A 25,700-nucleotide genomic window follows, 5' to 3' on the forward strand; every position below is an offset into this window, starting at 1 on the left:
AGACCGCGGGCGGCCCGGGGACTCATCGGTGCGGCGGCTACTCCGGGGTGACGGCGTAGCCCGCGCTGCGCAGCGCGCCGATGACCTCGCCGGCGTGCGCCGGCCCGCGGGTCTCCACGACGACGAAGACCTCGACCTCGCCGATGCCCAGCCGCGTCGCCGTCCGCTCGTGCTCGACCTCCAGCACGTTGGCCCCGGCCGTGGCGAGCTCGGCCAGGACGGCGGCCAGCGACCCGGGCCGGTCGGGCACCCGCAGGCGCAGCGACAGGTAGCGGCCCGCCGCGGCCATGCCGTGCTGGACGACCTTGAGCAGCAGCACCGGGTCGATGTTGCCGCCGGAGACGACCGCGACCACCGGCGCGCGGAAGGCCGTCGGGTCGGCGAGCACCGCGGCGACCGCGGCCACCCCCGCCGGCTCCACGACGAGCTTGGCCCGCTCCAGGCAGTACAGCAGCGCCCGGGACAGGTCCTCCTCGCTGACCGTGCGCACCTCGTCGACCAGGCCCTGCACGTGCGCGAAGGTGAGGTCGGTGGGCTTCGGGACGGCGATCCCGTCGGCCATGGTGCTCATGGCCGGCAGCGCCACCGGCCGGCCGGCGGCCAGCGAGCCGGGGAACGCGGCGGCCGCCTCCGCCTGCACCGCCACCACCCGGACGTCGGGACGGCGCTCCTTGACCACCGCGGCGACCCCGGACACCAGCCCTCCCCCGCCCGCGCAGACCACCACGGTGGCCACCTCGGGGCACTGCTCGAGGACCTCGAGACCCACCGTCCCCTGCCCGGCGATGACGTCGGCGTGGTCGAACGGGTGGATGAAGACCGCGCCGGTCCGCTCGGCGTGCTCGGCGGCGGCCAGCAGCGGCTCGGCGAGCGACTGGCCGAACATCTCGATCTGCGCCCCGTAGGACTCCGTCGCCGCGACCTTGGGCAGCGGCGCGCTCTCGGGCATGTAGACGGTCGCCCGCGCTCCCAGCAGGCGGGCGGCCAGCGCCACCCCCTGCGCGTGGTTGCCGGCGCTGGCCGCGACGACGCCCCGGGCCCGCTCCTCGTCGGTCAGCCGGGCGATGCGGGTGTAGGCACCGCGGATCTTGAACGACCCGGTGCGCTGGAGGTTCTCGCACTTGAGCCAGACCGGTCCGCCGACGCGGTCGGCCAGCGCGCCGGAGTACTCGAGCGGGGTGCGGCGGACGACGCCGGCCAGCAGGTCCGCCGCCGCCTCGACGTCCGCCCCGCTGACCAGGGGCAGTCCACCAGGAGCGAGCACGTGGCGATCCTCGCAGCAACTCCCGACCGCGTGGACCAGGCGCGTCGCTCGCGCAGGTCGCCCCTGCCGAGGACCACCGGCCCGGCCGGGACGGAGGCGGTGCCGAGGACCGACCAGGACGCGCGCGACCGTCGTACCGTGGCGGGGGTGACGGAGACCCCCGCACCCGCTCCCGCTTCCCCCGAACCCACGACCCTCGGCGAGCTGCGCGCCACCGGGGCCGCCTTCCGGCCGGTCAAGGCCGAGATCCGCGCCAACCTGCTGGCCCGGCTGCGTGCCGGCGAGCCGAGCCTGCCCGGCATGGTCGGGTTCGAGGACACCGTCCTCCCCGAGGTCGAGCGGGCCCTGATCGCCGGCCACGACCTGGTGCTGCTCGGCGAGCGCGGGCAGGGCAAGACCCGGCTGATCCGCACCCTCGTGGGCCTGCTCGACGAGTGGACCCCGGTCCTCGTCGGCAGCGAGCTCAACGAGCACCCGCTGCACCCGGTCAGCGTCTGGGCGCACCGGCAGATCGCCGAGCACGGCGACGCCACGCCCGTGGGCTGGCTGCACCGCAGCGACCGCTTCGGCGAGAAGCTGGCGACGCCGGACACCAGCGTCGGCGACCTGATCGGCGACGTCGACCCGATCAAGGTGGCCGAGGGCCGCACGCTGGGCGACCCGGAGACCGTCCACTACGGCCTGGTGCCCCGCACCAACCGCGGGATCTTCAGCGTCAACGAGCTGCCCGACCTCGCCGAGCGCATCCAGGTCGCCCTGCTCAACGTGCTCGAGGAGCGCGACATCCAGATCCGCGGCTACCGGGTGCGCCTGCCGCTGGACCTGCTCCTGGTGGCCAGCGCCAACCCGGAGGACTACACCAACCGCGGCCGGATCATCACCCCGCTCAAGGACCGGTTCGGCACCGAGGTCCGCACGCACTACCCGGTGGAGCTCGCCGACGAGATCCGGCTGCTGCACCAGGAGGCGCAGACCACCTGGCGCGACGGCGCCGTGCGGGCCGGCGACGCGGTGTACGCCACCCCGCTGGTCCCCGAGCACCTCGTGGAGATCGTCGCCCGCTTCACCCGGCTCGTGCGCGAGTCCAGCCACGTCGACCAGCGCTCCGGGGTCAGCGCCCGGTTCGCCGTCGCCGCCCTCGAGACGGTCGCCGCCTCCGCGGTCCGCCGCGCCGCGGTCGCCGGCGAGACCCGCCCGGTGGCGCGGGTGGTCGACCTGCCGTCGGTCGTCCCCGCCAGCCGCGGCAAGGTGGAGTTCGCCGACGCCGGGTCCGACCCGGACGACGACCGCGAGCTGGAGGTCCTCGACCACCTGCTGCGCCAGGCGACGGCCCAGACGTTCCGCGCCCGGTGCGCCGGCCTGGACCTGACCGGCCTGCAGGAGCACTTCAGCGGCGGGGAGACCGTCGAGTCGGGCGACCTGGTCCCCGCGCCCGCGCTGCTCGGCCAGCTGGGCACCATCCCCAGGCTCGCCGAGCTGCTCGGCCGCCTGGGTGTGCCCGAGGGCGAGCAGTCCGCCGAGCAGGCCGCGGCCGCGGTCGAGTTCGCGCTCGAGGGCCTCTACCTCACCCGCCGGCTGGCCAAGGACACCGACGGCGGCCGCACCGTGTACGGGGCCTGACGGTGGCCGGGCGAGGGCGCAGCTCCCCGAAGGGGTACCGGTACGGGCGGTGGGCCGGTGGCCCCGACCCGCTCGCCCCGCCCTACGACCTCGGCAACGCCGTCGACGAGATCGGGGACTCCGTCCTCGGCGGCAGCGGGGTGCGCGAGGCCCTGCGCGAGCTGCTGCGCCGCGGCGCCGAGGGCCGCCGCGGCCTGGACGAGCTGCGCCGGGCCGTGCGCGACCGGCTGCGCCAGGCCCGCACCGCCGGGCGGATGGACGGCACCCTGCAGGAGGTGCGGGAGCTGCTCGACCGGGCCGTCGAGTCCGAGCGGCGCGAGCTGTTCCCCGACCCCGACGACATGGCGCGGCTCAAGGAGGCCGAGCTCGACGCCCTGCCCGAGGACACCGCGGGCGCCGTCCGGGCGCTCAAGGAGTACGAGTGGCGGTCGGCCGAGGCGCGGCAGGCCTACGACCGCATCCAGGACCTGCTGCGCCGGGAGGTGCTCGACAGCTCCTTCGCCTCGATGAAGCAGTCGCTGGAGAACGCGACCCCGGAGGACATGCAGGCGGTCAAGGACATGGTCGCCGACCTGTCCCGGCTGGTCGACGCGCACAACCGCGGCGAGGACACCGACCAGCAGTTCGTCGACTTCATGGAGAGGCACGGGCAGTTCTTCCCCGACCAGCCCGGGTCGGTCGAGGAGCTCATCGACTCCCTCGCCCGCCGGGCGGCCGCCCAGGAACGCATGATGGCCGGCCTCTCCCCCGAGCAGCGCGCGGAGCTCGGCGAGCTCATGGCCCAGACGATGGAGGACATGGGGCTGGCCAGCGAGATGGCCCACCTCTCCGACGCGCTGCGCCAGGCCCGGCCCGACCTGCCGTGGGGGCAGCGCGGCCAGGTGCCCGACGGCGAGCCCTCGCTCGGCCTGGGGGACGCCACCAGCGCCGTCGCGGAGCTGGCCGACCTGGAGGCGCTGTCCAACCAGCTGTCCCAGGGCTACGCCGGCGCCTCGCTCTCCGACGTCGACGAGGAGCTGCTGGAGCGGGCGCTGGGCCGCTCGGCCGCCGACGACCTGGCAGCGCTCCGCCGGCTGGAGCGGGAGCTGGAGCGCCAGGGCTACCTGGACCGGACCGACGGCAGGCTCGAGCTCTCCCCCAAGGCGGTCCGCCGGCTCGGCGCCACGGCGCTGCGCCGGGTGTTCGCGAAGCTGGACGCCACCGGCCGCGGCGAGCACGACGTCGCCGACGCCGGCGCCGCCGGGGAGCTGACCGGCAGCTCGCGGGAGTGGCGGTTCGGCGACGAGCAGCCGCTGGACGTCGTCCGCACCGTCAAGAACGCCGTCCTGCGCACGGCGCACGAGCCGCGGCTGGACGGCCGGCGGCGGGTGCGCATCGCCGTCGACGACTTCGAGGTGGTGGAGACCGAGCGGCGCACCGGCGCCGCCGTCGCGCTCCTGGTCGACCTCTCCTACTCGATGGCGCTGCGCGGCACCTGGGGCGCGGCCAAGTCCACGGCCATGGCGCTGCACTCGCTGGTGACGACGAAGTTCCCGCAGGACGCCATCGAGATCATCGGCTTCTCCTCGACCGCGCAGGTGCTGCGGCCCGAGACCCTCGCCGAGCTCAGCGTCGACACGCTGCAGGGCACCAACCTGCAGCACGGCCTGATGCTGGCGCGCCGGTTTCTCGCCCGGCACCGCGACGCCGAGCCGGTGGTCCTGGTGGTCACCGACGGCGAGCCGACGGCGCACCTGGAGGACGACGGGACGCCGTTCTTCTGCTGGCCGCCGATGCCCGAGACGATCGCGCGCACCGTGGCCGAGGTGGAGCGGGTGGCCCGGTCCGGGGCGACGGTGAACGTCTTCGCCCTGGACCCCGACCCGGGCCTGGTCCACTTCGTGCACGACCTCACCCAGCGGGCGGGTGGCCGGGTGTTCGAGCCCGACGCCGACCGGCTGGGCGAGTACGTCGTCGCCGACTACCTGCGGGCCCGGAGGGGCCGGCGGGCCCGCTAGTCGCCGGGCAGCGGGTGCGAGCCGCTGGAGCTGATCCCGGGGATCTGGCCGGCGCGGAACGCGTTCACGAACAGGCGGTGGTCCTCCTGCGTGCGCAGTGCGTAGGACCGCGCGAACTCGACCATGTCCGAGACGAACTCCTCGCGGCGGTCGGCGAGCAGCCCGGTGATCGCCTCCTCGGTCTGGAACGGCACCAGCGTGTGGTCGCTGTCGGCGTCGCCCACGCAGTGCAGCTTCGCCGTCGCGCGGCCCAGCTGCGCCATCACCGGCTCGATCTCCTCGGGCTCGGTGAGGTCCTCCCAGTCCAGGTCCAGCTCGTAGGGCGAGAGCTCGGCGACGACGAAGCCTCGCCCGTCGATCTCGGTGTAGCCGAGGAACTGGGAGGTGTTGGCCTGCAGGGCCCGCTGGCTCAGCGCCGTCCGGTGCCCCTCGTTCTCGAAGTAGGAGCGGATCTCCGGGTCGGTGACCACCCGGCTGGGCGCCGGCACGTTGCCCTGCTTCAGCGAGAGGACGACGTCGTTCTCCAGCGCCTGGTCGTACCCCTCCAGCAGCACGTTGTAGGCGGGCAGCCCGGCGCTGCCGATGCCGAAGCCGCCGGTGCCGATGACGTCCTTGACGTCGTAGGTGACCTCGCGCCGCCGCTGCCCCTTCGGCACCGTCTCCCGGTAGCGCTCCAGGGCGGCGAGCACCCGGTCGCGCTCGGCGTCGTCGAGCCGGCGGTTGCGCGGCCGGTCGGCGAACCGCCGCCGGAAGCCCTCGACCACGGTCATGCGCTCGAGCAGGCCCAGCCGGGTGCGCGCGGTCGTCTCCAGGATCACGTCGCGGACCGCTCCCTCGGTGGTGGCGGCGGTCAGGGCGAAGGAGCGGTCCTCGTCGGAGTGCGTGAACGCCTCCACCTGGTCGAGGTAGGCGGTCAGGTAGGTCCCCAGCAGGTCGCCGATGACGTCGTCCCCGAGCGCCTTGCGCCAGGCCAGGAGCGCGAAGCTGGCGGCGAACCGGCGCAGGTCCCAGCTGACGTGCCCGAGGTAGGCCTCGTCGAAGTCGTTGACGTCGAAGACGATCCGGCCGGCGCTGTCCATGTAGGTGCCGAAGTTCTCCGCGTGCAGGTCACCCTGGATCCACACGCGCGACGTCCGCTCGTCGCTCCAGCGGTCCTCGAACGTCGCCATGTCCGCGTAGAACAGGGGCGCGCTCCCCCGGTAGAAGGCGAAGGGGTCGGCCGCCATCTTGCGGAACTTCGTGCGGAAGGCGTCGGCGTCGGCGTCCATGAGCTCGCCGAAGGCCTCGACGAGGACCTCGACGATCTGCCGGGTGCGCTGGTCGTCATCGCCCGAACGGGTCAGGCCGGGGAGGGAAGGTGCCACAGGTCGCACCGTAGGGGGCCGATAACGTCAGTGGTGCCACCGGGACGACGAGCGACCGGGCGCCGACGAGCAGGGACGGAGGCACGATGACGCGTACCGACACCGCCCGACGACTCGCGACCAGCGCCGCCTACGGCGGTGGCAGCGTGACGATCGCCGGCGCAGCCCTGTTCGCCCTCCTCCGCGAGGAGGCCCGCTCGGCCCGCCGCAAGGTCGAGGCCCGCACCGACAAGCAGGACCCGCCCTCGGGCGACGGCGTCTACGGGCGCGGCCGCGCCAAGCCGATCGTCCTCGCCGTGCTGGGCGACTCCAGCGCCGTGGGCCTCGGCGTCACCCGCGCCTCCCAGACCCCCGGGGTGCTCGTCGCCGCCGGCCTGGCCGAGCTGGCGGAGCGTCCCGTGCGGCTGGTGCGGCTGGCCGTCTCCGGGGCCCGCGCCCGCGACCTCGAGGCGCAGGTGGACCGCGCCCTGGCGGAGAAGCCGGCCGTCGCGCTGATCATGATCGGTGCCAACGACGTGACCAGCCGGACGCCCACCGCCGTCTCGGTCGGGCACCTCACCGACGCCGTCCGCCGGCTGACCGCCGCCGGCTGCGAGGTCGTCGTCGGCACCTGCCCGGATCTCGGCACCATCCGCCCGATCGCCCAGCCGCTGCGCACCCTGGCCCGGCGGTGGAGCCGGCAGATGGCCGCCGCGCAGACGATCGCCGTCGTCGAGGCCGGCGGGCGCACCGTCTCGCTGGGCTCCCTGCTGGGCCCCGCGTTCGCCTCCGACCACGGGATGTTCAGCAACGACGAGTTCCACCCGAGCGCCGCGGGCTACGCCGCGGCGGCCGCGGTGCTGCTGCCCGCGGTGGCCGACGCGGTGGGCGTGTGGCCGACCGGCGCCGACCGCGGCCTGCGCTCGCTGCGCCGCGACTCCGTCCGGCCGGTGGCCCGGGCCGCCGCCCGCGCCGCGAACCGGCCGGGCACCGAGGTGCAGGCCACCGAGGTCGCCGGCTCCGACACCGGGCCGCGCGGCCCGTGGGCGCTGCTCCGCCGTCCCCGGCCGACCGACGTGCCCACCCCCGAGGAGGCCGAGCGCGCCGAGACCGAGGCCGAGCCCACCTCCGCCTCCTGAGGACGTGACGCGGAGCACACCTCCGCTCCGGCCGCTCCACAGCGCGATGCGCCCCCGGGACTCCGGGGTACGTTCCGAGATGACCGATGTCCGGCGACCCGTGTCGGACCCCCTCATCGTGGAGGACCCCATGCCCGAAGCCGTCATCGTCTCGACCGCACGCTCGCCCATCGGCCGAGCGTTCAAGGGGTCGCTCAAGGACATGCGGCCCGACGACCTGGCCGCCGCCGTCGTCCGTGCCGCCCTCGACAAGGTGCCCGCCCTCGACCCCCGCGACATCGACGACCTGATGCTCGGCTGCGGCCTCCCTGGCGGCGAGCAGGGCCACAACATGGGCCGCGTCGTCAGCGTGCTGCTCGGGATGGACCACCTGCCCGGCACCACCATCACCCGGTACTGCTCCTCGTCGCTGCAGACCACCCGCATGGCCCTGCACGCCATCAAGGCCGGCGAGGGCGACGTCTTCATCTCCGCCGGTGTGGAGACGGTGTCGCGGTTCGTGAAGGGCAACAGCGACTCGCTGCCCGACACGCAGAACCCGTTCTTCGCCGACGCCCAGGCCCGCGGCGCCAAGGTCGCCGAGAGCGGCGCCGACTCGTGGACCGACCCGCGCGAGGACGGCCAGGTCCCCGACATCTACATCGCCATGGGCCAGACCGCCGAGAACCTGGCGCTGCTCAAGGGCGTCTCCCGCCAGGAGATGGACGAGTTCGCCGTCCGCAGCCAGAACCTCGCCGAGGAGTCCATCAACAACGGCTTCTGGGAGCGGGAGATCACCCCGATCACCCTCCCGGACGGCACCGTCGTCTCCAAGGACGACGGCCCGCGCCCCGGCACCACCCTCGAGGGCATCTCCGGCCTCAAGCCGGTCTTCCGCCCCGACGGCCGCGTCACCGCCGGCAACGCCTGCCCGCTGAACGACGGCGCCTCCGCGGTGGTCATCATGAGCGACACCAAGGCCGCCGAGCTGGGCCTCACCCCGCTGGCCCGCGTCGTCTCCACCGCGGTCACCGGCCTCTCGCCGGAGATCATGGGCTACGGGCCGGTCGACGCCTCCCGCCTGGCTCTCCAGCGGGCCGGCATGACCATCGACGACATCGACCTCGTGGAGATCAACGAGGCCTTCGCCGCGCAGGTCATCCCCAGCTACCGCGACCTGGGCATCGACATCGACAAGCTGAACGTGCACGGTGGCGCCATCGCCGTCGGGCACCCCTTCGGCAGCACCGGCGCCCGCATCACCGGCACGCTGATCAACGGCCTGCAGACCAAGGACAAGACCTTCGGCCTGGAGACCATGTGCGTCGGTGGCGGCATGGGCATGGCGATGGTGCTCGAGCGCCTCAGCTGACCAACCCCGGACATGACAGTGGCCCGGTCCCCGCGAGGGGGCCGGGCCACTGCGTGTTCTACGGCCCCGTCCCGGGCCCCACCCTGAGCGTGCGAAGGGTGGGGAGGACGGGGTCCTTCAATCAGTCGTCCTGGAGGTAGGACAGCAGGCGCAGGATCTCCAGGTACAGCCAGACGACGGTGACCAGCAGGCCGAAGGCGATGTACCAGGCGAACTTCGCCGGGGCGCCGCGGCGGATGGCCTCGTCGGCCATGTCGAAGTCGAGCAGCAGCGAGAACGCCGCCACACCGATCACGACGAGGCTGAAGACGATGGCCAGCGGGCTGCCGTCACGCAGGCCCAGGTTCACGCCGAACAGCGAGGCGATCAGGTTGGCGCCCATGAGGACCAGGACGCCGATCATCGCGCCGAGCATCCAGCGGGTGAACTTCGGGGTCACCCGGACGGCGCCGGTCTTGTAGACCACCAGCATGCCGGCGAAGACACCGAAGGTGCCGATGACGGCCTGCATCACGATGCCGTCGTAGATCGAGTTGAAGGCCTCGCTGATCGCGCCGAGGGCCACGCCGTAGAGCGCGCCGTAGGCCAGCGTGGCTGCCGGGTTGGCGATCTGCTTGAAGCTGATGACCAGGCCGAGGACGAAGGCGACCAGCACCGCGGGGAGCGCGAGGCCCCATGCGGCGTTGCCCGGCATCGCCCAGACGGCGGCGGCGGCGAGGACGGTCACCAGGAACGAGATGCCGGTCTTGGTGACGACGTCGTCCATCGTCATGTAGCGCGTCGCCGGCGTCGTGCCGTAGGGCGACGGCGCGGCGTACTGGTCCTGCGGGGCCGGGGCGCCGTACTGCGGGGCCCCGTACTGCGGCGCGCCGTACTGGGGCTGGTTGCCCCAACCGGCGTACTGCTGGCCGGGGCCGGCGTTGTTCCCGAACCCTCGGCTGAACGCCGGGTTCTTACTGGGCATCGTCATCTCCTCGAGAGGACTCGTCGGTCGTGGAGCCAACTTCGTGCACTCCACTCGGTCTGGTCAACGCCTGACACGCCCGAAGAGTTCCGCGGGGCCACGGAGTCCCTCGCGAGGGGTGCGTCCCGGCGGCACCGCTCACCTGCGGTGGTCACGGCCGGGGGTTGGTGCGCTGCCACCCGCGGTCGTCGCGGCGGGCGCCCTGCCCGGCCCGGCACCGCCGGCAGACCACCTGGACCTCCTCGGCGTGCCGCCCGGACTCCGGCTGGACGTCGGCCCACGGGACGTGCGGGAAGCGGGCCAGCCGCGACCTGCTGAGCGCCAGGCCGCAGACCGTCTCGTTGCGGCCGCGCTCCCACGCGTGCACCTCCCCGGCCGGGTACCGGATCCCGTCGTCCGGGTCGGTCCACTGCCCCGTCGCGGCCACCGCCGCGTTGCGCGCCATGGGGACGGGCGTACCCGCGCGGAGGCGGCTACGCCCGTCCCCGGCCGGTCAGCTGTCGGAGGAGACCAGCTCCGGCGCGGCGTGCCGGCCGGTCGGGCCCTTCTCCAGCGCGGCGCCCTCGACGTCGAGCACCGGCAGCCAGCGCAGCCAGCGGGGCAGCCACCAGGCCTTGTCCCCCAGCAGCGCCAGCGCGGCGGGGACCAGGACCATCCGGACGACGAAGGCGTCGAAGAGGATGCCCGCGGCGAGGGCGAAGGCGATCGACTTGATCGTCGCCTCGCCCGCCGGCACGAAGCCGGCGAACACCGAGAACATGATCAGCGCGGCGGCGACGACCACGGGCGCCGCCTGGCGGAAGCCGGTGCGGATCGCGTCCAACGGCGAGGCGCCGTGGCTGTGCGCCTCGTGCATCCGGGACACCAGGAAGATCTGGTAGTCCATCGCCAGGCCGAAGAGGATGCCGATCACCAGGATCGGCGTGAGGCTGATCAGCGGCCCCGTGCCGTCGAGGTTGACCACGTCGGCGAGCCAGCCCCACTGGAACACCGCGACCGTGGCGCCCAGCGAGGCGCCGACGGTGAGCACGAAGCCGAGGACCCCGACCAGCGGCACCAGGAGGGACCGGAAGACCAGCACCAGCAGGACCAGCGCCAGGCCCACGACCAGGCCGAGGTAGACCGGCAGCGCCTCGTCCAGGCTCTGCGCGACGTCCACGCTGACCGCCGTCGCACCGGTGACCGAGGCCTCGACGCCGCCGTCGAGGTCGGCCAGCTCGGCGCGCAGGTCGGCCACCAGCTGCTCCGTGGCCGGGTCCGTCGGGCCCGACTCGGGGATGACGTTGACCAGGGCGGCCGTGCCGTCGGCGTTGGGGGTCGGCGGGGTGACGGTGACGACGTCGTCGACCTCGCCGATCGCACCGGTCACCCCGGCGGCCACCTCCGCGGCGCCCTCGCCCTCGAACAGGATGGCCAGCGGGCCGTTGAAGCCCGGGCCGAAGCCGTCGGCGAGGAGCTGCTCGGCGCGCGCCTGGGTGCTGTCGGCCGCCGGCATCTGGACCAGCGTCGTCTGCATCGAGAAGAACGGGACGGCCAGCACCCCGAGGGCGACGACGGTCAGGAGCAGGCTCGCCAGGCGGAACCGGGTGACCGCGGCGACCCAGCCGGCGAGGAAGCCCCGCCCGACCGGCGCACCGCCGGGGGCGGCCGCGCGCTGCTTCTTCGGCAGCGCCCGGCGGCCGAAGAGGCCCAGCGCCGCCGGCACCAGGGTCAGCGCGACCAGGACGGCGACGACGATGGTCGCGGCGGCCGCGACACCCATCTGCGTGAGGAACGGGATGCCGACGACGAACAGGCCGGCCAGCGCGATGACCACGGTCAGGCCGGCGGTGACGACCGCGGACCCGGCGGTGCCCACGGCGGTGGAGATCGCGGTGCCGACGTCGGCGCCCTGGCGGAGCTCCTGCCGGTAGCGCGTGATGATGAACAGCGCGTAGTCGATGCCCACGGCCAGGCCGAGCATCGCGGCCAGCGTCGGGGTGGTCGAGGACAGGTCGGTGAAGCCGGTCGCGATGGTGACGCCGAGGACGCCGATCCCGACGCCGACCAGCGCCGTCAGCAGGTTCATGCCCGCGACGGCCAGGGCGCCGTAGGTGACGGCGAGGACGAGCAGCGCGATGACGACGCCCACCGCCTCGGCCGGGCCACCGACGTGCGGCGCCTCCTGGGTCGCCTCGCCGGCGGCCTCGACGGTGAAGCCGCCGTCCCGGGCGCCGTCGACCGCCTCGAGCAGCGCCTCCTGCTGGGCGGGGGTGACCTCGCCGGGCGCGGCGTCGTAGGTCACCGTGCTGTAGGCGGTGGTCTGCTCCCGGTTGACCGAGGGAGCAGCCGGGTCGAGCGGGTTGGTCGCGGAGACCACGCCCGGCAGCTGCCCCAGCTCGGCGACCAGCTCCCCGATCGCGGTGGCCCCCTCCGGCGTGGTGAGGGTCTGGCCCTCCGGGGCGACGACGACCACGCGCGCGGTGGCCCCCTCGCCGCCGGCGCCGAACTCGTCGCCGATCCGGTCGAGGGCGACGGTGGACTCCTGGCCGGGGATCGAGAAGCTGCTCGACGTCTCACCGGCCAGGGTGACCGCGCCGACGCCGCCACCGACGAGCACCGCCAGCCAGACGAGGACGACGGAGATTCGGTGCCGGTGCGAGAACGCACCGAGTCGGGACAACAGAAGAGCCATGCTGGTCAGGCCTCCACCTGGTCGGGGCGGGCAGGAGTGGCGCCCGGTCGGCGGTGGCCGAGCGCGTCGAAGCAGGTGGCGGCGACGTGCGCCCGCCACGCGGTGGTCTGGTCCTCCGGCTGGGCCGCGAGGGTCAGGACGGCGAGGGCGCCCAGGGCACCGATCACCCGGACGACCCGCTCCGGCGCGGTGGTCGCCGGGTCGACGCCGAAGGCCTCGAGGACGGCGGCCTCCGGGGACGCGTCCTCGGCCAGCCCCTCGCCGTCGGCCCGGGTCACCGGGGCGATCAGCAGGGCCACGAGTCCAGGGTGCGCCAGGGCGGCGTCCAGCACGACCTCGATGGCGAAGCGGTCGCGGTCGGCGCCGACGGGCAGCTGCCGGACGGCGTCGAGCACCCGGCGCGCGACGGTGGCGACCTGCGCCACGACGCCGTCGCGGAGCGCGTCCTTGGTCGGGAAGTGGTGCAGCAGGCCGGCCTTGGAGAGGCCCACGGCGTCGGCGACGTCCTGGATCGAGGTCTTGGCGAACCCGCGCCGGGCGAACAGCGCGGCGGCCCGATCGAGGATGCCCTCGTCGATCTGCTGCCGGAACGGTCGCGCCACCAGGACAGGTTATGCGCAACCGACCGGATCGGTCGGTTTTCCGGACGAAGAGGTCGGTGCCGTTGGTCATAGCGCCGCGGTGCCCCCGGTCGGGGTCGAACCGACACTCGGACCCTTTTAAGGGGCCTGCCTCTGCCGATTGGGCTACGGGGGCGCTCTGCGCACGCTAGCGCTCGCGGCCCGTACGGTGACCCCGCTGCCCCGTTCCCGCACCGGAGGACCCGTTGGCCACCAGGAGACCGCCCCAGCTGCCGGCCGCCGTCATGCGCACCGTCGTCCGCACCCTCGTGCGACCGGTGCTGGGCCCCCGCGTGCCGGTGTCTGCGCAGCGGCGCTGGCTGGACGCGGTCAGCGCGACCACCCCGCCCGCCCGGGACGTCGACATCCGGGCCGGCGAGCTGGGCGGCCGGCCGACGGAGGTCATGGTCCCCGCCACGACGCCGACGACCGGTGAGGTGCTCTACCTCCACGGCGGCGGCTTCACCACCGGCTCGGCGGCCACCCACCGGACGCTGGCCTCCCACCTCGCGTCCGCCTCCGGCGCCGTCGTGCACCTGCTCGACTACCGGCTCGCGCCCGAGCACCCGTTCCCCGCCGCGCTCGACGACGTGCTGGCCGCCTACCGCGAGCTCCGGGAGCGGGTGGACCGCCCGGAGCGCACCGTGCTGGCCGGGGACTCCGCCGGCGGGTGGCTCGCCTTGACCGCGGCCCTGCGGCTGCGCGACGAGGGCAGCCCGCTGCCCGCGGCGCTGGCGCTGGTCTCCCCCTGGCTGGACCTCTCCGGCGCCGACCGCCGGGACGACCGCACCGACCCGATGCTGCAGCCGGCCTGGATGGCCCGGTGCGCCGGGCAGTTCGCCCCCGGCCGGGACCTGCGCTCACCGGAGCTGGCCCCGCTGGCCGCCGACCTCGCCGGGCTGCCGCCGCTGGTGGTGCAGGTCGGCAGCGAGGAGATCCTGCTCGACGAGTCGGTCCGCCTGGCCCAGCGGGCCCGCGCCGCGGGCGTGCCGGTGGACCTGCGCCGGTTCGACGGCATGTGGCACGTCTTCCAGGTCTCGGCGGGCTCGGTCCGGGAGTCGACCACCGCCGTCGCCGCCCTCGGCGAGGCGGTGGCCGCGCACCTGTCGGCGCGCTGATCAGCCGGCGGTCGCCGCCAGCTCCGTCGCCCGGGTGAGGACCGCGTCCAGCATCGGCTCGGTCAGCTTTCCGGTGAAGGTGTTCTGCTGGCTGACGTGGTAGCTGCCCAGCAGGGTCAGCAGACCGCGCGGGCCCTCCAGAGCGACCTCCACCCCGTGGCCGAACGCGGGTCGCGGGCGGGGCAGCGCGTACCCCGCGGCGGCGAGCACCGGCCACAGCGCGGTCCAGCCGAAGCCGCCGAGGACCACGACGACCCGCAGCCGGGGCAGCAGCTCCAGCTCGCGGGCCAGCCACGGCGAGCAGGTGTCCCGCTCCTCCGGGGTCGGGGCGTTGGCCGGCGGGGCACAGCGCACCGCCGCCGCGACCCGCACGTCGGTGAGCTCCAGCCCGTCGCCGATGTGGGTCGAGGTGGGCTGGCTGGCCAGCCCGGCCCGCCACAGGGCGGCGAAGATCCAGTCGCCACTGCGGTCCCCGGTGAAGACCCGCCCGGTGCGGTTGCCGCCGTGCGCGGCCGGGGCGAGCCCGACGACGGCGATCCGCGCGTCGGCGGGGCCGAGACCGGGCACCGGCCGGCCCCAGTAGTCCTCCTCGCGGAACGAGGCCCGCTTGACCCGCGCGACCTCCTCGCGCCAGGCGACCAGCCGGGGGCAGGCGTAGCAGCCGGAGACCCGCGCGTCGAGGACCGCGAGGTCCGGGGTGCTCCGGGCCGAGCGGACCACCCCCGCGGGGGTGCGGGTGACGGGGAAGCCGCCTGCGTCGAGTGCCACCGGGGTCCTCCGGTCAGCCGCGGGCCAGCCGCAGCGCGATGCCGTCGAGGATGTCGTGCTCGCTGACCGTCACCTCGGCCAGCGAGAACTCGTCCATGAGCACCCGCAGGACCAGCGCGCCGGCACCGATGACGTCGACCCGGCCGGGGTGCATGACCGGCTCGGCGGCGCGGCGCTCGCGGGTGGCGGCCAGGAGCCCGGACGAGACCCGGCGGACGTCGTCGACCGCGATGCGCGAGCCGTGGATGGCCTCGGAGTCGTAGGCCGGGAGGCCGAGCGCGAGCGCGGCGACGGTGGTGACCGACCCGGCCAGCCCGACCAGGCTCGCCGCCCGGCCGACCGGCACCTCCGCGGCCACCTCGACCAGCGCGGCCCGGATGTCGCGCTCGGTCGCCGCCACCTGCTCGACCGTGGGCGGGTCGTCGTGCAGGTGCCGCTCGGTCAGCCGCACGCAGCCGATGTCCACCGAGCGGGCAGCCGCCACGCCCCTGCCGTCGCCCAGCACGAACTCCGTCGAGCCGCCGCCGATGTCCACGACCAGCCAGGGCGCCGCCGCCGGCTCCAGCCCGTGGGCGGCGGCCGCGGCGGCCAGCGACCCGGTGGCGCCGAGGAAGGACAGCTCGGCCTCCTCGCGCCCGGTCACGACGTCCGGGGCGCGCCCCAGGGTCGTGCGCACCATCTCCTCGAAGTCGGCGCGGTTGGCGGCGTCCCGGGTCGCGCTCGTGGCCACCATGCGGACGTCCTCGGCACCGAGGTCCCGGGCGGCCGCGGCGTACTCGGCCAGCACCAGCCGGGTGCGCTCGACCGCCTCCGGCGCGAGGCGGCCGGTGGCGTCGACCCCCTGGCCCAGCCGCACGACCTCCATCCGGCGCAGCAGGTCGGTGTGCCCGCCCTCGGCCGGGACGTCGGCCACCAGCAGGCGGATCGAGTTGGTGCCGCAGTCGATGGCCGCGACCCGGGTCACGCGTCCGCCTCGCCCTCGGGGAGGGCGCACGGCCCCTTCGCCCACCACTCCCCCATCTCCTCGACCGCGCGGTCGCCGATGGGGTTCACGCCGGGCCCCGCGGCCAGGGCGTGCCCGGCCAGCGCGTGCAGGCACTTCACCCGGTCCGGCATGCCGCCGGCGGTGTTGCGGGTCTCCAGCACCGGCTCGCCCGGCCGGGCCGCGGCGTCGCGCGCGGCCAGGTAGGCCTCGTGCGCGGCGCGGTAGCCGGCGGCCAGCTCTGGGTCGGTGCCCAGCTCGTCCTGCCACTCGCGCATCCGGCCACCCGACTCCAGCCGGCTCGCCGCGGCGGACGCCCGGGGGCAGGTCAGGTAGTACAGCGTGGGAAACGGGGTGCCGTCCTCCAGCCGCGGGGAGGTCTCGACGACGTCCGGCTGGCCGCACGGGCACCGGTGCGCCACGGCGGTCAGCGCCCGCGGGGTGCGGCCGAGCTGGCGGGCGATGATCTCCCGCTCCTCGGCGGTGACAGGGGAAGAGCTCACCCGTCGAGTCTGCGGCAGACCGTCACCGGCCCGCGCACGGCCCCCCGGAACCGGCGGGCAGCTCAGCGGTCGGCGTCGGCCACGGACTCCATCAGGCCCTCGTACCAGGACAGCGGCTCCGGCTCCTCGGTCGCCTCGGCCAGCGTGCCGGCGTCGCCCTCCACGGCCTCGCCGTCGACGACGATGACCAGCCGGTCACCGGGGAGCACGTAGGCCAGCCGCTCCCGCGCCTGCCGCTCGGTGTAGGCGGGGTCGGACTGCCGGTCCAGCTCCGCCTGCAGGTCGGCGGCGCGCTGGTCGAGCTCCTCGCCCTCGGCGGCCAGCCGGGCCAGCTCGGCCTGGCCGGCCAGGTACTGGCGCACCGGGCCGGCCAGGGTGAGCGCGAGCAGGAGGACGAGGCCGACCAGGACGACACCGCGGCCGGTGAACAGCGGCCGGCGTCGCGGCGCGGCGGCGGGACGGCGCTCGGGACGGCGGTCGGTGCGCCGCTGCCCGGGCCGGCTGGAGGCACCCGACCGCAGGCCGGTGCGCACCGGCCGGGTCGAGTGCACCCGGGGCACCCGGCCGGTGGCACGGGACACGCGGCCGCTGCCGCGAGGCCCGTCGGCCGGGCCGCCCCTCGGCCGCCGAACGCTGCTCATCCCCGCCCGGTCAGCCCTTCAGCCGCGGGAAGGCCGAGGCACCCGCGTACCGGGCGGCGTCGTCGAGCTCCTCCTCGATGCGCAGCAGCTGGTTGTACTTGGCCACGCGCTCGCTGCGGGCCGGGGCACCGGTCTTGATCTGCCCGCAGTCGGTGGCGACGGCGAGGTCGGCGATCGTGGTGTCCTCGGTCTCGCCCGAGCGGTGGCTCATCATGCTGCGGTAGCCGCTGCGGTGGGCCAGGTTGACCGCGTCGAGGGTCTCGGTCAGGGTGCCGATCTGGTTGACCTTGACCAGGAGGGCGTTGCCCGCGCCCTGGTCGATGCCGTCGGCCAGCCGCGCGGGGTTGGTGACGAACAGGTCGTCGCCGACCAGCTGCACCTTGTCGCCGAGGGCCTGGGTGAGGGCCACCCAGCCCTCCCAGTCCTCCTCCGACAGCGGGTCCTCGATCGAGACGATCGGGTAGGCGCCCACCAGCTCGGTGTAGTAGTCGGCGAGGTCGCCGGCGGTCAGCTGCTTGCCCTCGAAGGTGTAGCCACCCTCGCCGTGGAACTCGGTCGCGGCGACGTCCAGGGCGAAGGCGATGTCGCTGCCCACGGAGTAGCCGGCCTGCTCGACCGCGCGGGTGATGAGGTCCAGCGCCGCCCGGTTGCTCGACAGGTTCGGCGCGAAGCCGCCCTCGTCGCCCAGCCCGGTGGACAGGCCCTCCTTCTTCAGGACGGCCTTCAGCGCGTGGTAGGTCTCGGTGCCCATGGCCAGGGCCTCGGCGAAGGTGGCCGCGCCGATCGGGGCGATCATGAACTCCTGCACGTCGACGTTGCTGTCGGCGTGGGCGCCACCGTTGAGGATGTTCATCATCGGCACCGGCAGGAGGTGCGCCGAGGGCCCGCCGACATAGCGGAACAGCGGCAGGCCGGTGGAGTCCGCGGCGGCGCGGGCGACGGCCAGGCTGACGCCAAGGATGGCGTTGGCGCCCAGCCGCGACTTGTCCGGCGTGCCGTCGAGGTCGATGAGCCGCTGGTCGACCAGCCGCTGCTCGGTGGCCTCGTAGCCGACGAGCTCGGGGCCGATGACGTCGAGGACGCCGTCGACCGCCTTGGTCACGCCCTTGCCGCCGTAGCGCTCACCCCCGTCCCGCAGCTCGACCGCCTCGAAGGCGCCCGTCGAGGCCCCGCTGGGCACGGCGGCCCGGGCGATCGTCCCGTCGTCGAGGGCGACCTCGACCTCAACGGTGGGGTTTCCGCGCGAGTCCAGGATCTCCCGCGCGCCTACGGCATCGATGCTCGGCACGGGGGCAGCCTAGCCAGCCGCGGCCCCGGCTTCCGCGTCTAGTTCCCCGGCGTATCGCCGCACGGCCTCGCGCAGCGCGTCCTCGACGTCCCAGCCCCGCCCCTCGGCAGCCGCGACGACGGCCAGCAGCCGCTCCCCCAGCGCCTCCGGGCTGTCCACGGTGAGCTCCGCCGGCTCGGGTGTCGACAGCCCCGCCCGGCCGGCCCGGCGCACCAGCGCGGCTCCCCAGGAGGCGGCCGGCTGCGACCGGGACACGCCCTCGGTGGGCGACGTCCGCTGCTTCTCGGCCTTCTTGATCTCCTCCCACCCGGCCTCCACCTGCTCGACATCGCGCGGGCCGGCGTCGGAGAACACGTGGGGGTGCCGGCGGACCAGCTTGTCGACCAGGTCCCCGGCGACGTCGTCCACGTCGAAGCGCCGTTCGGCCGCGGCCTCGGCGGCGACCCGCGCGTGGAAGACGACCTGCAGGAGCACGTCGCCGAGCTCCTCGCGCATGCCGGCCGGGTCGTCGTCGACGATCGCGTCGTAGGCCTCGTGCGCCTCCTCCAGCAGGTAGCCGCGCAGCGAGGCGTGCGTCTGCTCGGCGTCCCAGGGGCAGCCCCCGGGCGACCGGAGCCGGTCCATCACGGCGACGACCTCCAGCAGCCGGGACCCGGCCGGCTGCGGCGAGCCCACCACGACGGTGGCACCCGGCAGCTCGACCGCTTCCGGCGGCGAGGCCAGGCACACGACGTCGTCGGCCCGCGCGCCGGCCGCGGCGGCGTCGGGCACGTCGGTGACCTCGACGTCGGCCGCCCGCAGGTCGGCGGACAGCGCCGCCGCACCCGGCAGCGACAGCACCGGCAGGCCGCCGGTGACGGCCCGCCAGCCGGCGGCGGTGAGGCCCAGCGCGGGACGGACCACGACGACCGAGACGACCGGCACGACGTCAGCCCGAGCCGACGGGAGAGGTGCGGGGATGAGCGTTGCTCATGACGGTCGACCACCGATCCGATCCGGGTCAGTATCCCCCGCGGGAGGGGGGAGGAGGCAGGGCCAAGCCTGCCAGCAACCCCGTCTCGCGCGACGCCTCACCTGCCATCACCAGCTCACGAGGAGACCCCTGTGCCGAGATCCGCTGTGAGAACGGGGGCGCACCTGCGCCCGATCCTGCTCCTGACGCTCCTGTTCGTGGTCCTCGCGACCGCCCTGGCCGCCCCCGCGAAGGCCGAGGACCCCGCCCCCGCCGTCGACCCCGCCGGCGTCACGATCGACCAGGGCGTCGGGACCCAGACGTACCGGTTCCCCGTGCTCCTGCCGGCGGGTGCATCGCTGCAGCCCGCGGACCCCGCCGAGCCGGCCGACGCCGTCACCGGGGAGGTGCTGGTCGTCGACGCCGCCGACGCGGTCGTGGGCGCCTACGACTCGCCGGTCGCCGTCGACGCCTCCGGCGCGCTGCTGCAGACCTCCTACGCCATCGAGGGCAGCGTCCTCGTGCAGAGCGTGACGTTCACCGACACGACCGTCTTCCCCGTCGTCGTCGACCCGGCCTACACCAAGGCCGGCCTGGTGGCCACGACGCCGCCCCCGCCGTCGGAGGGCATCGCCACGTCCGCCTACGTCGGGGTCCCGTCGAACTACGTCTACAACCCGCGCCGCGGCTCGCTGCACGACTACTGCACCAGGTCGCCCGACGAGTTCCCCGGCATCGGCAAGAACGCCAGCTTCAAGGGCCCCTGCGCTCGCCACGACCTCTGCTACGGCGGTGGGCGGACGAGCAAGTTCACCTGCGACAACCGGCTCCGCACCGACATGCGCAGCAACTGCGCGTACACGTACGGCGTCTGGAACCCGCAGCGCGCTGCCTGCTACCGCACGGCCGACATCTACTGGGCGGCCGTGGTCATCCACAACTGACCGAGCAGCCGGTCCGGGGGTGCGCGGGTGCGCACCCCCGGCCCGGCCGCGTCGCACGTCCCCCCTGCACGCACGCCCCCTGCCCCACGCCACCGAAGGGTGTCCCTGTGCGCTCGAGACGTACCCCGTTGACCCTGCTCGTGCTCTTCGCGGCCCTCACGGTGGCGGCGGTCGTCGTCGACGGGACCCGCCCGGCGGCCGACCCCGGCGCGCTCGCGACGGCCTTCCGCGGAGCCGGGTACGCGTGCGTCCTCGCCGCCGCGGTGCTGCTGGTGCGGGAGCCGTCGCCGGGACGGCGGCTCGGCGGCGTCCTGGTGGCCGCCGTCGCGCTGCTGGTGGGCATCGAGGTCACCGGTCCCACGTCCGACCCGGCCGGCGCGGACATCGGTCTCGGGCTGGTCCGGCTCCTGGCCCTGGGCGCCGTCGTGGTCTCGGCGTGCGTGCTCGCCAGCAGGGCCGGTCGGTCGTCGTGATCACCGCTCGTCACCGTCCGGCCACGCGGCGCATGAAGTCATTGACACCCTCGTCGGCCGCTCGCTTGACTGCGCCGCCCTCCGACCCCAGCCGAGACGTGAGGTTCCCGAGCGAAGTGTTGAACGTCGTCTTCCTCCGCCAGTCACAGCTCTCGCTCGTCCACCTCAGCTCCTTCCTCCGGGTCGCGGAGCTGGCCTCGGTCACCAAGGCCGCCGCCGAGAGCGGGTACACCCAGTCCGCCGTCTCCCTGCACCTCAAGGCCCTCGAGCGGAGCCTGGGGACGCCCCTCTTCCACCGGGACCGGGCCGGCATGCCGCTGACCGTGGCCGGGCAGCAGATCCTCGACGAGGTCCGGGCGCTGATGCAGGCCGTGGACGCCCTCCGCCGGCGGTCGCAGCTCCTCCGCCAGCAGCTGCCCGCCACCGGCCCCGTGACCTGCCTCGGGGCCTGCCCCGCCATCCCGGCGCCCCGCCTCGCCGGTGCCGTCTCGGTGGACGAGCCGTGACCGCCCGACGCGGCACCGCGGCCTGCGTGCTCGTGACCGCGGCGCTCGCCGCCGCCATGTCGCTCGCGGCCGTCCCCGCAGCCGCCGCCGACGAGCCCGAGCGCTACGTCGTCGTGCTCGACGCGTCCGTGGAGGACGCCGGGGCGGTCGCGGCCACCCACGAGCAGCGCCTGGGCGTCGACGAGCAGGGCGTGTTCGACGCCTCCGTCGAGGGCTACGTCGCGGAGATGACGACCTCCGAGGTCACCGCCGTCACGGCCGACCCGCGCGTCGACTTCGTCGTCCCCGACTTCCGGTTCACCGCCTTCGGTGCGGATGCCGCAGCGCCGTGCGAGGTCGGCCCCGCCGCCCCGGCCTGCCACCCGCTGTGGGCCCAGCGCATCGGAGCGGGCGGTCCCGCCCCCGTCTCCGGCCCCGTCGCGCCGGGCGCGGTCACCGTCGCGGTGCTGGACACCGGCATCTCGCAGTCCCACCCCGACCTCGACGTCCGGGGCGGCACCGACTGCGGCAGCGGCAGCGCCGTGCCGGTGGGCGGGCCCGTCGTCGACGACTTCGGCCACGGGACCGCCGTGGCCGGTCTCGTGGCCGCCAAGGACGACGGCGCCGGCATCGCCGGCGCCGCCCCGGGCCAGCCGCTGCACTCCGTCGACGTGGTCGACCCCCTCGGCAGCGCCTGGCTCTCGACCGTCATCTGCGGCGTGGACTGGGTCGCCTCGACCCGGCTCGACGCCGACACCACGAACGACGTCTCGGTCGCCAACATGAGCCTCACGGCGTACGGGGAGGACGACGGCGACTGCGGCCGGACGAGCCAGGACGCGCTGCACGCCGCGATCTGCCAGGCCACGGCCGCGGGCGTCACCTTCGTGGCCGCGGCCGGGAACGACGCCGTCGACCTCGGCACCTCCATCCCCGCCGCCTACGACGAGGTCCTGGCCGTCACCGCCATGACCGACCTCGACGGCCGCCCGGGCGGCGAGCAGCCGGTGGACTGCACCGGCGTCGACGTCACCGTCTTCGGCGACGCGGACGACTCCGCCGCCACGTTCAGCAACTACGCCTCGTCGGACGCCGACCTCGCCCACACGGTGAGCGCGCCCGGCGTGTGCATGGACACCACCGTCCTGGACGACACCGGTGGCCCGTCCTACGGGACCATGAGCGGGACCAGCTTCGCCGCGCCGGTGGTGGCCGGGGTGCTGGCCTCGTGCATCCAGCAGGGCGCGTGCCGCGCCGGCGCCGGGCTGGAGAACGTCGCCACGCTCACCGGCCTGGTGGCGGGCTACAACGCGGCGAACCCGTCGCACGGCTTCGCGGGTGACCCGGCACGCCCCTTCGACGACGGCCGGCGCTTCGGCCACCTGGTGCACGCCGCCGCCGTCCCGCCGGCGGCCACCGCCCCGGTGACCCCGCCGATCGCGAAGATGGCGGTCTGGGCGACCCAGACGCCCGTCCTCCACGGCAAGGCGACCGCTGCCGAGACCGGCCCGCAGAGCATCCGCTTCTACGCGCGGACGGTCGGCGCGACCACCTGGAACCTCCTCGACGGCGTGAGCGTCGACGGGCCGGAGGCACGCCAGGCGGTCCCCGCGGGCCGGCTGGCCATCGCGCAGCGCTTCGAGTACCAGATCGCCCACTGCAACGACGTCGGCTGCACGCCCGGCGAGGTCCGCTCGGCCTCGGTGTCGTCGGCCCTGGGCGCGGGCCGTCGCGAGGGTGCGACCCGGCTGCCGTTCACGATCGGCGGACGGATCCCGACCGACGTCGACGTGGGCTCGGGCAACGTCATGGTGAGCGTCCCCGCCTTCTCGGTCCCCCGCCGCAACGGGACGTCGCTGGACGTCTCCGTGGTCTACAACAGCGTCACCCGGGAGGGCTGGGCGCACTTCAACGGGTCGATCGGCTCGGCAGCGTCGGGCTGGCGGCTCTCGACCGGGGCGGACGTGCGGCTGGCCCGCGAGCCGGGGACGGGGCAGGTCGTCTACCACGGCGACTCCGGCCTCACCGGAACGTTCGTGCCCGACTCCTACGCCCCCGGTGGCTACCGGCCGCCGCCCGGCATCCCGCTGCAGCTCTCGGGCAGCCCGAGCAAGGGGTGGGTCCTCCTCGACGCCCGCAGCGGCGACGAGCGGCACTTCAGCGGCTCCGGCCGGCTGCTGCGACTCGAGGACAAGCTCGACAACGCCGTGACGTTCCAGTACGGCGCCGGGGGTGTGCTCACCCGGATCACCAGCGACCTCGGGACGGCCGGCACCCACACCGTCGACGTCGTCTCCGGCGCCTCGGGTGAGATCACCAGGATCTCGCGCACCGTGACCGTCAAGGACCCGACGACCGGCTACCCGAGCGCCCGGACGGAGAGCGTCGCCCTGACCTACGACGCCCAGCTCTACCTGACCGGCATGACCGACCCCGCCGGCCGCCGGACGGGCTTCGTCCACTCGCCCTCCAGCGGCAACCTGAACCAGGTCCTGCCGCCGGACTCGAGCGTGACCACCCTCCGGTACGACGACAAGGGCCGGGTGGAGTCCCTGGCGCAGACCCCGGCGGGCTCGCAGACGGCGGCGACGACCCGCTTCCAGTACAGCCCGACCTCCACGCGGGTCGCGGGTCCGGCGACCAACCAGTCGGTGCCGCTGCTGGAGACCGCGCACACCCGGTACCAGCTCACCACCGACGGACGGCTGCTCATCGCCAACGTGATGCAGATGGCCGCCACCCCTCGCTGAGGGCCGCACCTCGTCCTCGTCCCCGTCACCCTGGGGGCGAGGACGAGGCGGCGCCGGCGGCCGTGCCGCCGGCCGGCCTACTCGTCGGCGGAGGCGCCCGCCTCCTCGAGGAGGTCGACCACGCCGCCCTCACCGGGCTCCACGCGGTTCTCCTCCAGGACGCCGTAGCGCGGGTTGACGGTGACGTCCAGGTCGGCGCGCACCTCGTCGACCAGCTCCGCGCCCGCGGCGTCGACCTGGCCGCCGGCCTCCTCCTCCAGCCGCGGCCGGACCTCCTCGAAGGTCGGGTACACGGTGCCGGCGAGGAAGGCCACGACCACGCCGCCGGTCTCCTCGACGGCCACGGTGAAGCCGGTGCCCGGGGCGGCAGCCTGCAGCTGCTCGGCCAGCGAGGGCGGGACGTCCTCGGCCGGGCGGGCCTCCAGCTCCGGCAGCGTGTACGCCCCCTGGAACGGCGCGACCAGCTCGGCGTAGCGGCCGGGGTCGGCGGTGATGGCGGCGAGCAGCGCGTCGGCGCCCGCCTGGTCCGGCACGGTCGCGTAGCCGAACTCGACCTGCGCGAGGCCCGGCCGCACCTCGTCGTAGCGGGCGCGGAGCGCGGACTCCTCCAGCGCGCCGGCCTCGCCCTCGCGGCCGGCCAGCTCGCGCCGCAGCAGCTGCTGGCGGATGGTCTCGCGCACGTCGGCGCGGGCGATGCCCTGCTGCGCGAGCTGCTGGTAGACCGCGTCCGGGTCGTCGCGCACCAGGAGCTGGTCGATCCGCCGGGAGACCTCGTCGTCGGTGACGCGCAGGTCGGCGCGCTCCGCCGCCGCGGCGTGGACCTCCTGCTCGACCAGTCCGGTCAGCACCCGCCGGGTGAGCTCGTCCTCGCGCCCCTCGGCCCAGGCGGCGACGTCCTCGTCGGCGAGCCGTTCCCGGACCGCGGCCTCGAGCTCGGCCACGGTGATCCGCTCGTCACCGACGTAGGCGGCGACGTCGGGCGCCGACCGGCAGCCCGCGAGCGCGGCGACGGACAGGAGCGCGACTGTGCCCGTGCGGGCGACCCGGTGGATCAGCACGCCGGGAGACTCCCACACCGGGGGCCGCGCCGTGGCCCGAAACCGTCGGGACGGTCGCGGGGAGCCGCCGGTCAGGTGGAGAGCGGCTTGCGGCCCTCGACCAGCAGCTGCGTCGCCTGCTCGGCCGGGTGCATCCGCGCCTCCAGCCCGCAGAGCTCGGGGTGCTCGCTGCGGCCGGCCGGGACCCGCTCGACGACGAAGCCGGCGGCCTCCATCTCGGCGCTGATGGACGCGAGGTCGTAGCAGAAGCCCAGGTAGTGCTTGGCGCCGACGAAGGTCTCGCGGATCAGCTGCACCGGGTGGACGAAGTCGCGGCCCCGCTCGCGGTTGCGGGCCATGCCGGCCTGCGCGAGCTCGCCGTTCTCCAGGTACTGGCGGGCGACGGCCTCCACGTCGGGCGTCGCGAGCCGGAACACCCCACCCGGCGCGAGCGCGTCGAAGGCGTGCTGGAAGACCAGCCGGCCCTGCTCCAGGGTCACGTGCTCGATCACGTTGTCGGCGTAGACGAAGTCGACCGACCCGGCCGGCACCGGCCACGCGCGGGTCGCGTCGAGGTAGGCGTCGGCGCGCCACTGGACGTCGGTGTTGATCCACCCGGGCACGGGGGTGCGCCCGCAGCCGAGGTTCACCTTCACCGGCCCCCCGGCGCGGCGTGCCGCCTCCACGTGGGTGGCGAGGGCGCGCTCCTTCACCGGGCGGAGGGCCGTGGTGAGGACCGAGTGGACGTGCGGCGCCAGCTTCGACTTGACCGACATGCTTGGACCGA

23 protein-coding genes and 1 tRNA gene are annotated in these 25,700 nt (G+C 74.9%); 9 read left to right on the top strand and 15 right to left on the bottom strand.

Features of this window, described 5'->3' with window-relative positions:
- Positions 1–37: 37 nt before the first annotated feature.
- Complete coding sequence (gene ilvA / locus E4P43_RS03490; RefSeq protein WP_135144045.1) at positions 38–1,264, bottom strand: threonine ammonia-lyase; 1,227 nt, start codon at positions 1,262–1,264, stop codon at positions 38–40.
- A gap of 147 nt (positions 1,265–1,411) precedes the next feature.
- Here ilvA and E4P43_RS03495 point away from each other — a divergent pair, with 147 nt between their 5' ends.
- Together E4P43_RS03495 and E4P43_RS03500 are read left to right on the top strand one after the other, a co-directional pair.
- Positions 1,412–2,884 carry a sigma 54-interacting transcriptional regulator gene (locus E4P43_RS03495; protein ID WP_135144046.1) on the top strand — a complete coding sequence of 491 codons (1,473 nt, stop codon included), beginning with the start codon at positions 1,412–1,414 and terminating at the stop codon, positions 2,882–2,884.
- Positions 2,885–2,886: 2 nt separating this feature from the next.
- Complete coding sequence (locus E4P43_RS03500; RefSeq protein ID WP_135144047.1) at positions 2,887–4,881, top strand: VWA domain-containing protein; 1,995 nt, start codon at positions 2,887–2,889, stop codon at positions 4,879–4,881.
- Here E4P43_RS03500 and E4P43_RS03505 read toward each other — a convergent pair.
- Positions 4,878–6,245: a DUF2252 domain-containing protein gene (locus E4P43_RS03505; protein WP_209313703.1), complete on the bottom strand. Its 1,368-nt coding sequence runs from the start codon at positions 6,243–6,245 to the stop codon at positions 4,878–4,880. The genes E4P43_RS03500 and E4P43_RS03505 overlap by 4 nt on opposite strands.
- A gap of 86 nt (positions 6,246–6,331) precedes the next feature.
- On the opposite strand from E4P43_RS03505, the gene E4P43_RS03510 reads away from it, so the two are divergent.
- Complete coding sequence (locus tag E4P43_RS03510) at positions 6,332–7,363, top strand: SGNH/GDSL hydrolase family protein (protein WP_135144048.1); 1,032 nt, start codon at positions 6,332–6,334, stop codon at positions 7,361–7,363.
- A gap of 130 nt (positions 7,364–7,493) precedes the next feature.
- Positions 7,494–8,714, top strand: coding sequence for an acetyl-CoA C-acetyltransferase (locus tag E4P43_RS03515; protein ID WP_135144049.1), 1,221 nt, complete (start codon positions 7,494–7,496; stop codon positions 8,712–8,714).
- A gap of 121 nt (positions 8,715–8,835) precedes the next feature.
- On the opposite strand, the gene E4P43_RS03520 is transcribed toward E4P43_RS03515, so the two are convergent.
- The 5 genes from E4P43_RS03520 to E4P43_RS03540 form a co-directional block, all read right to left on the bottom strand.
- Positions 8,836–9,678, bottom strand: coding sequence for a Bax inhibitor-1/YccA family protein (locus tag E4P43_RS03520; RefSeq protein ID WP_135144050.1), 843 nt, complete (start codon positions 9,676–9,678; stop codon positions 8,836–8,838).
- Positions 9,679–9,829: 151 nt separating this feature from the next.
- Positions 9,830–10,123: a hypothetical protein gene (locus tag E4P43_RS03525; protein ID WP_135144051.1), complete on the bottom strand. Its 294-nt coding sequence runs from the start codon at positions 10,121–10,123 to the stop codon at positions 9,830–9,832.
- Between the two features lie 48 nt (positions 10,124–10,171).
- A complete protein-coding gene (locus E4P43_RS03530) occupies positions 10,172–12,352 on the bottom strand; it encodes an MMPL family transporter (protein ID WP_135144052.1) in 2,181 nt (726 codons plus the stop codon).
- Between the two features lie 5 nt (positions 12,353–12,357).
- Positions 12,358–12,954, bottom strand: coding sequence for a TetR/AcrR family transcriptional regulator (locus tag E4P43_RS03535; protein ID WP_135144053.1), 597 nt, complete (start codon positions 12,952–12,954; stop codon positions 12,358–12,360).
- An 80-nt stretch (positions 12,955–13,034) separates the two neighbouring features.
- Positions 13,035–13,108, bottom strand: a tRNA-Leu gene (locus E4P43_RS03540).
- Positions 13,109–13,178: 70 nt separating this feature from the next.
- Here E4P43_RS03540 and E4P43_RS03545 point away from each other — a divergent pair.
- Positions 13,179–14,090: an alpha/beta hydrolase gene (locus E4P43_RS03545; protein ID WP_209313704.1), complete on the top strand. Its 912-nt coding sequence runs from the start codon at positions 13,179–13,181 to the stop codon at positions 14,088–14,090.
- On the opposite strand, the gene E4P43_RS03550 is transcribed toward E4P43_RS03545, so the two are convergent.
- The 6 genes from E4P43_RS03550 to E4P43_RS03575 form a co-directional block, all read right to left on the bottom strand.
- Positions 14,091–14,858, bottom strand: coding sequence for a uracil-DNA glycosylase (locus E4P43_RS03550; protein ID WP_135144054.1), 768 nt, complete (start codon positions 14,856–14,858; stop codon positions 14,091–14,093).
- Positions 14,859–14,871: 13 nt separating this feature from the next.
- Positions 14,872–15,822 carry a Ppx/GppA phosphatase family protein gene (locus E4P43_RS03555; protein ID WP_135144055.1) on the bottom strand — a complete coding sequence of 317 codons (951 nt, stop codon included), beginning with the start codon at positions 15,820–15,822 and terminating at the stop codon, positions 14,872–14,874.
- Positions 15,819–16,343: a DUF501 domain-containing protein gene (locus E4P43_RS03560; protein ID WP_209313705.1), complete on the bottom strand. Its 525-nt coding sequence runs from the start codon at positions 16,341–16,343 to the stop codon at positions 15,819–15,821. The genes E4P43_RS03555 and E4P43_RS03560 overlap by 4 nt, the downstream gene beginning before the upstream one ends.
- A gap of 62 nt (positions 16,344–16,405) precedes the next feature.
- On the bottom strand, positions 16,406–16,924 hold the full coding sequence (locus E4P43_RS03565; protein WP_245158919.1) for a septum formation initiator family protein: 519 nt from the start codon (positions 16,922–16,924) through the stop codon (positions 16,406–16,408).
- Positions 16,925–16,994: 70 nt separating this feature from the next.
- A complete protein-coding gene (gene eno / locus E4P43_RS03570) occupies positions 16,995–18,272 on the bottom strand; it encodes a phosphopyruvate hydratase (RefSeq protein WP_135144058.1) in 1,278 nt (425 codons plus the stop codon).
- Between the two features lie 9 nt (positions 18,273–18,281).
- Positions 18,282–19,196, bottom strand: coding sequence for a MazG family protein (locus E4P43_RS03575; protein ID WP_135144059.1), 915 nt, complete (start codon positions 19,194–19,196; stop codon positions 18,282–18,284).
- Positions 19,197–19,376: 180 nt separating this feature from the next.
- Here E4P43_RS03575 and E4P43_RS20750 point away from each other — a divergent pair, with 180 nt between their 5' ends.
- The 4 genes from E4P43_RS20750 to E4P43_RS03595 all read left to right on the top strand — a co-directional run bounded on the left by E4P43_RS20750 (position 19,377) and on the right by E4P43_RS03595 (position 23,876).
- Positions 19,377–20,168, top strand: a complete 792-nt coding sequence (locus E4P43_RS20750) for a phospholipase A2 (RefSeq protein ID WP_135144060.1) — start codon at positions 19,377–19,379, stop codon at positions 20,166–20,168.
- A 128-nt stretch (positions 20,169–20,296) separates the two neighbouring features.
- Positions 20,297–20,641, top strand: coding sequence for a hypothetical protein (locus E4P43_RS03585; RefSeq protein ID WP_167759051.1), 345 nt, complete (start codon positions 20,297–20,299; stop codon positions 20,639–20,641).
- A gap of 116 nt (positions 20,642–20,757) precedes the next feature.
- A complete protein-coding gene (locus tag E4P43_RS03590) occupies positions 20,758–21,147 on the top strand; it encodes a LysR family transcriptional regulator (protein WP_209313706.1) in 390 nt (129 codons plus the stop codon).
- Positions 21,144–23,876, top strand: coding sequence for a S8 family serine peptidase (locus E4P43_RS03595; RefSeq protein WP_135144063.1), 2,733 nt, complete (start codon positions 21,144–21,146; stop codon positions 23,874–23,876). Before E4P43_RS03590 ends, E4P43_RS03595 begins: the two co-directional genes overlap by 4 nt.
- Positions 23,877–23,953: 77 nt before the next feature.
- Here E4P43_RS03595 and E4P43_RS03600 read toward each other — a convergent pair whose 3' ends face one another.
- Both E4P43_RS03600 and E4P43_RS03605 read right to left on the bottom strand, forming a co-directional pair.
- Complete coding sequence (locus E4P43_RS03600; RefSeq protein WP_135144064.1) at positions 23,954–24,934, bottom strand: SurA N-terminal domain-containing protein; 981 nt, start codon at positions 24,932–24,934, stop codon at positions 23,954–23,956.
- A gap of 71 nt (positions 24,935–25,005) precedes the next feature.
- Positions 25,006–25,689, bottom strand: a complete 684-nt coding sequence (locus E4P43_RS03605) for a methyltransferase domain-containing protein (protein ID WP_135144065.1) — start codon at positions 25,687–25,689, stop codon at positions 25,006–25,008.
- Positions 25,690–25,700: the final 11 nt, after the last annotated feature.

Source organism: Blastococcus sp. TF02A-35 (assembly GCF_004571075.1).
Taxonomy (GTDB): Bacteria; Actinomycetota; Actinomycetes; order Mycobacteriales; family Geodermatophilaceae; genus Blastococcus.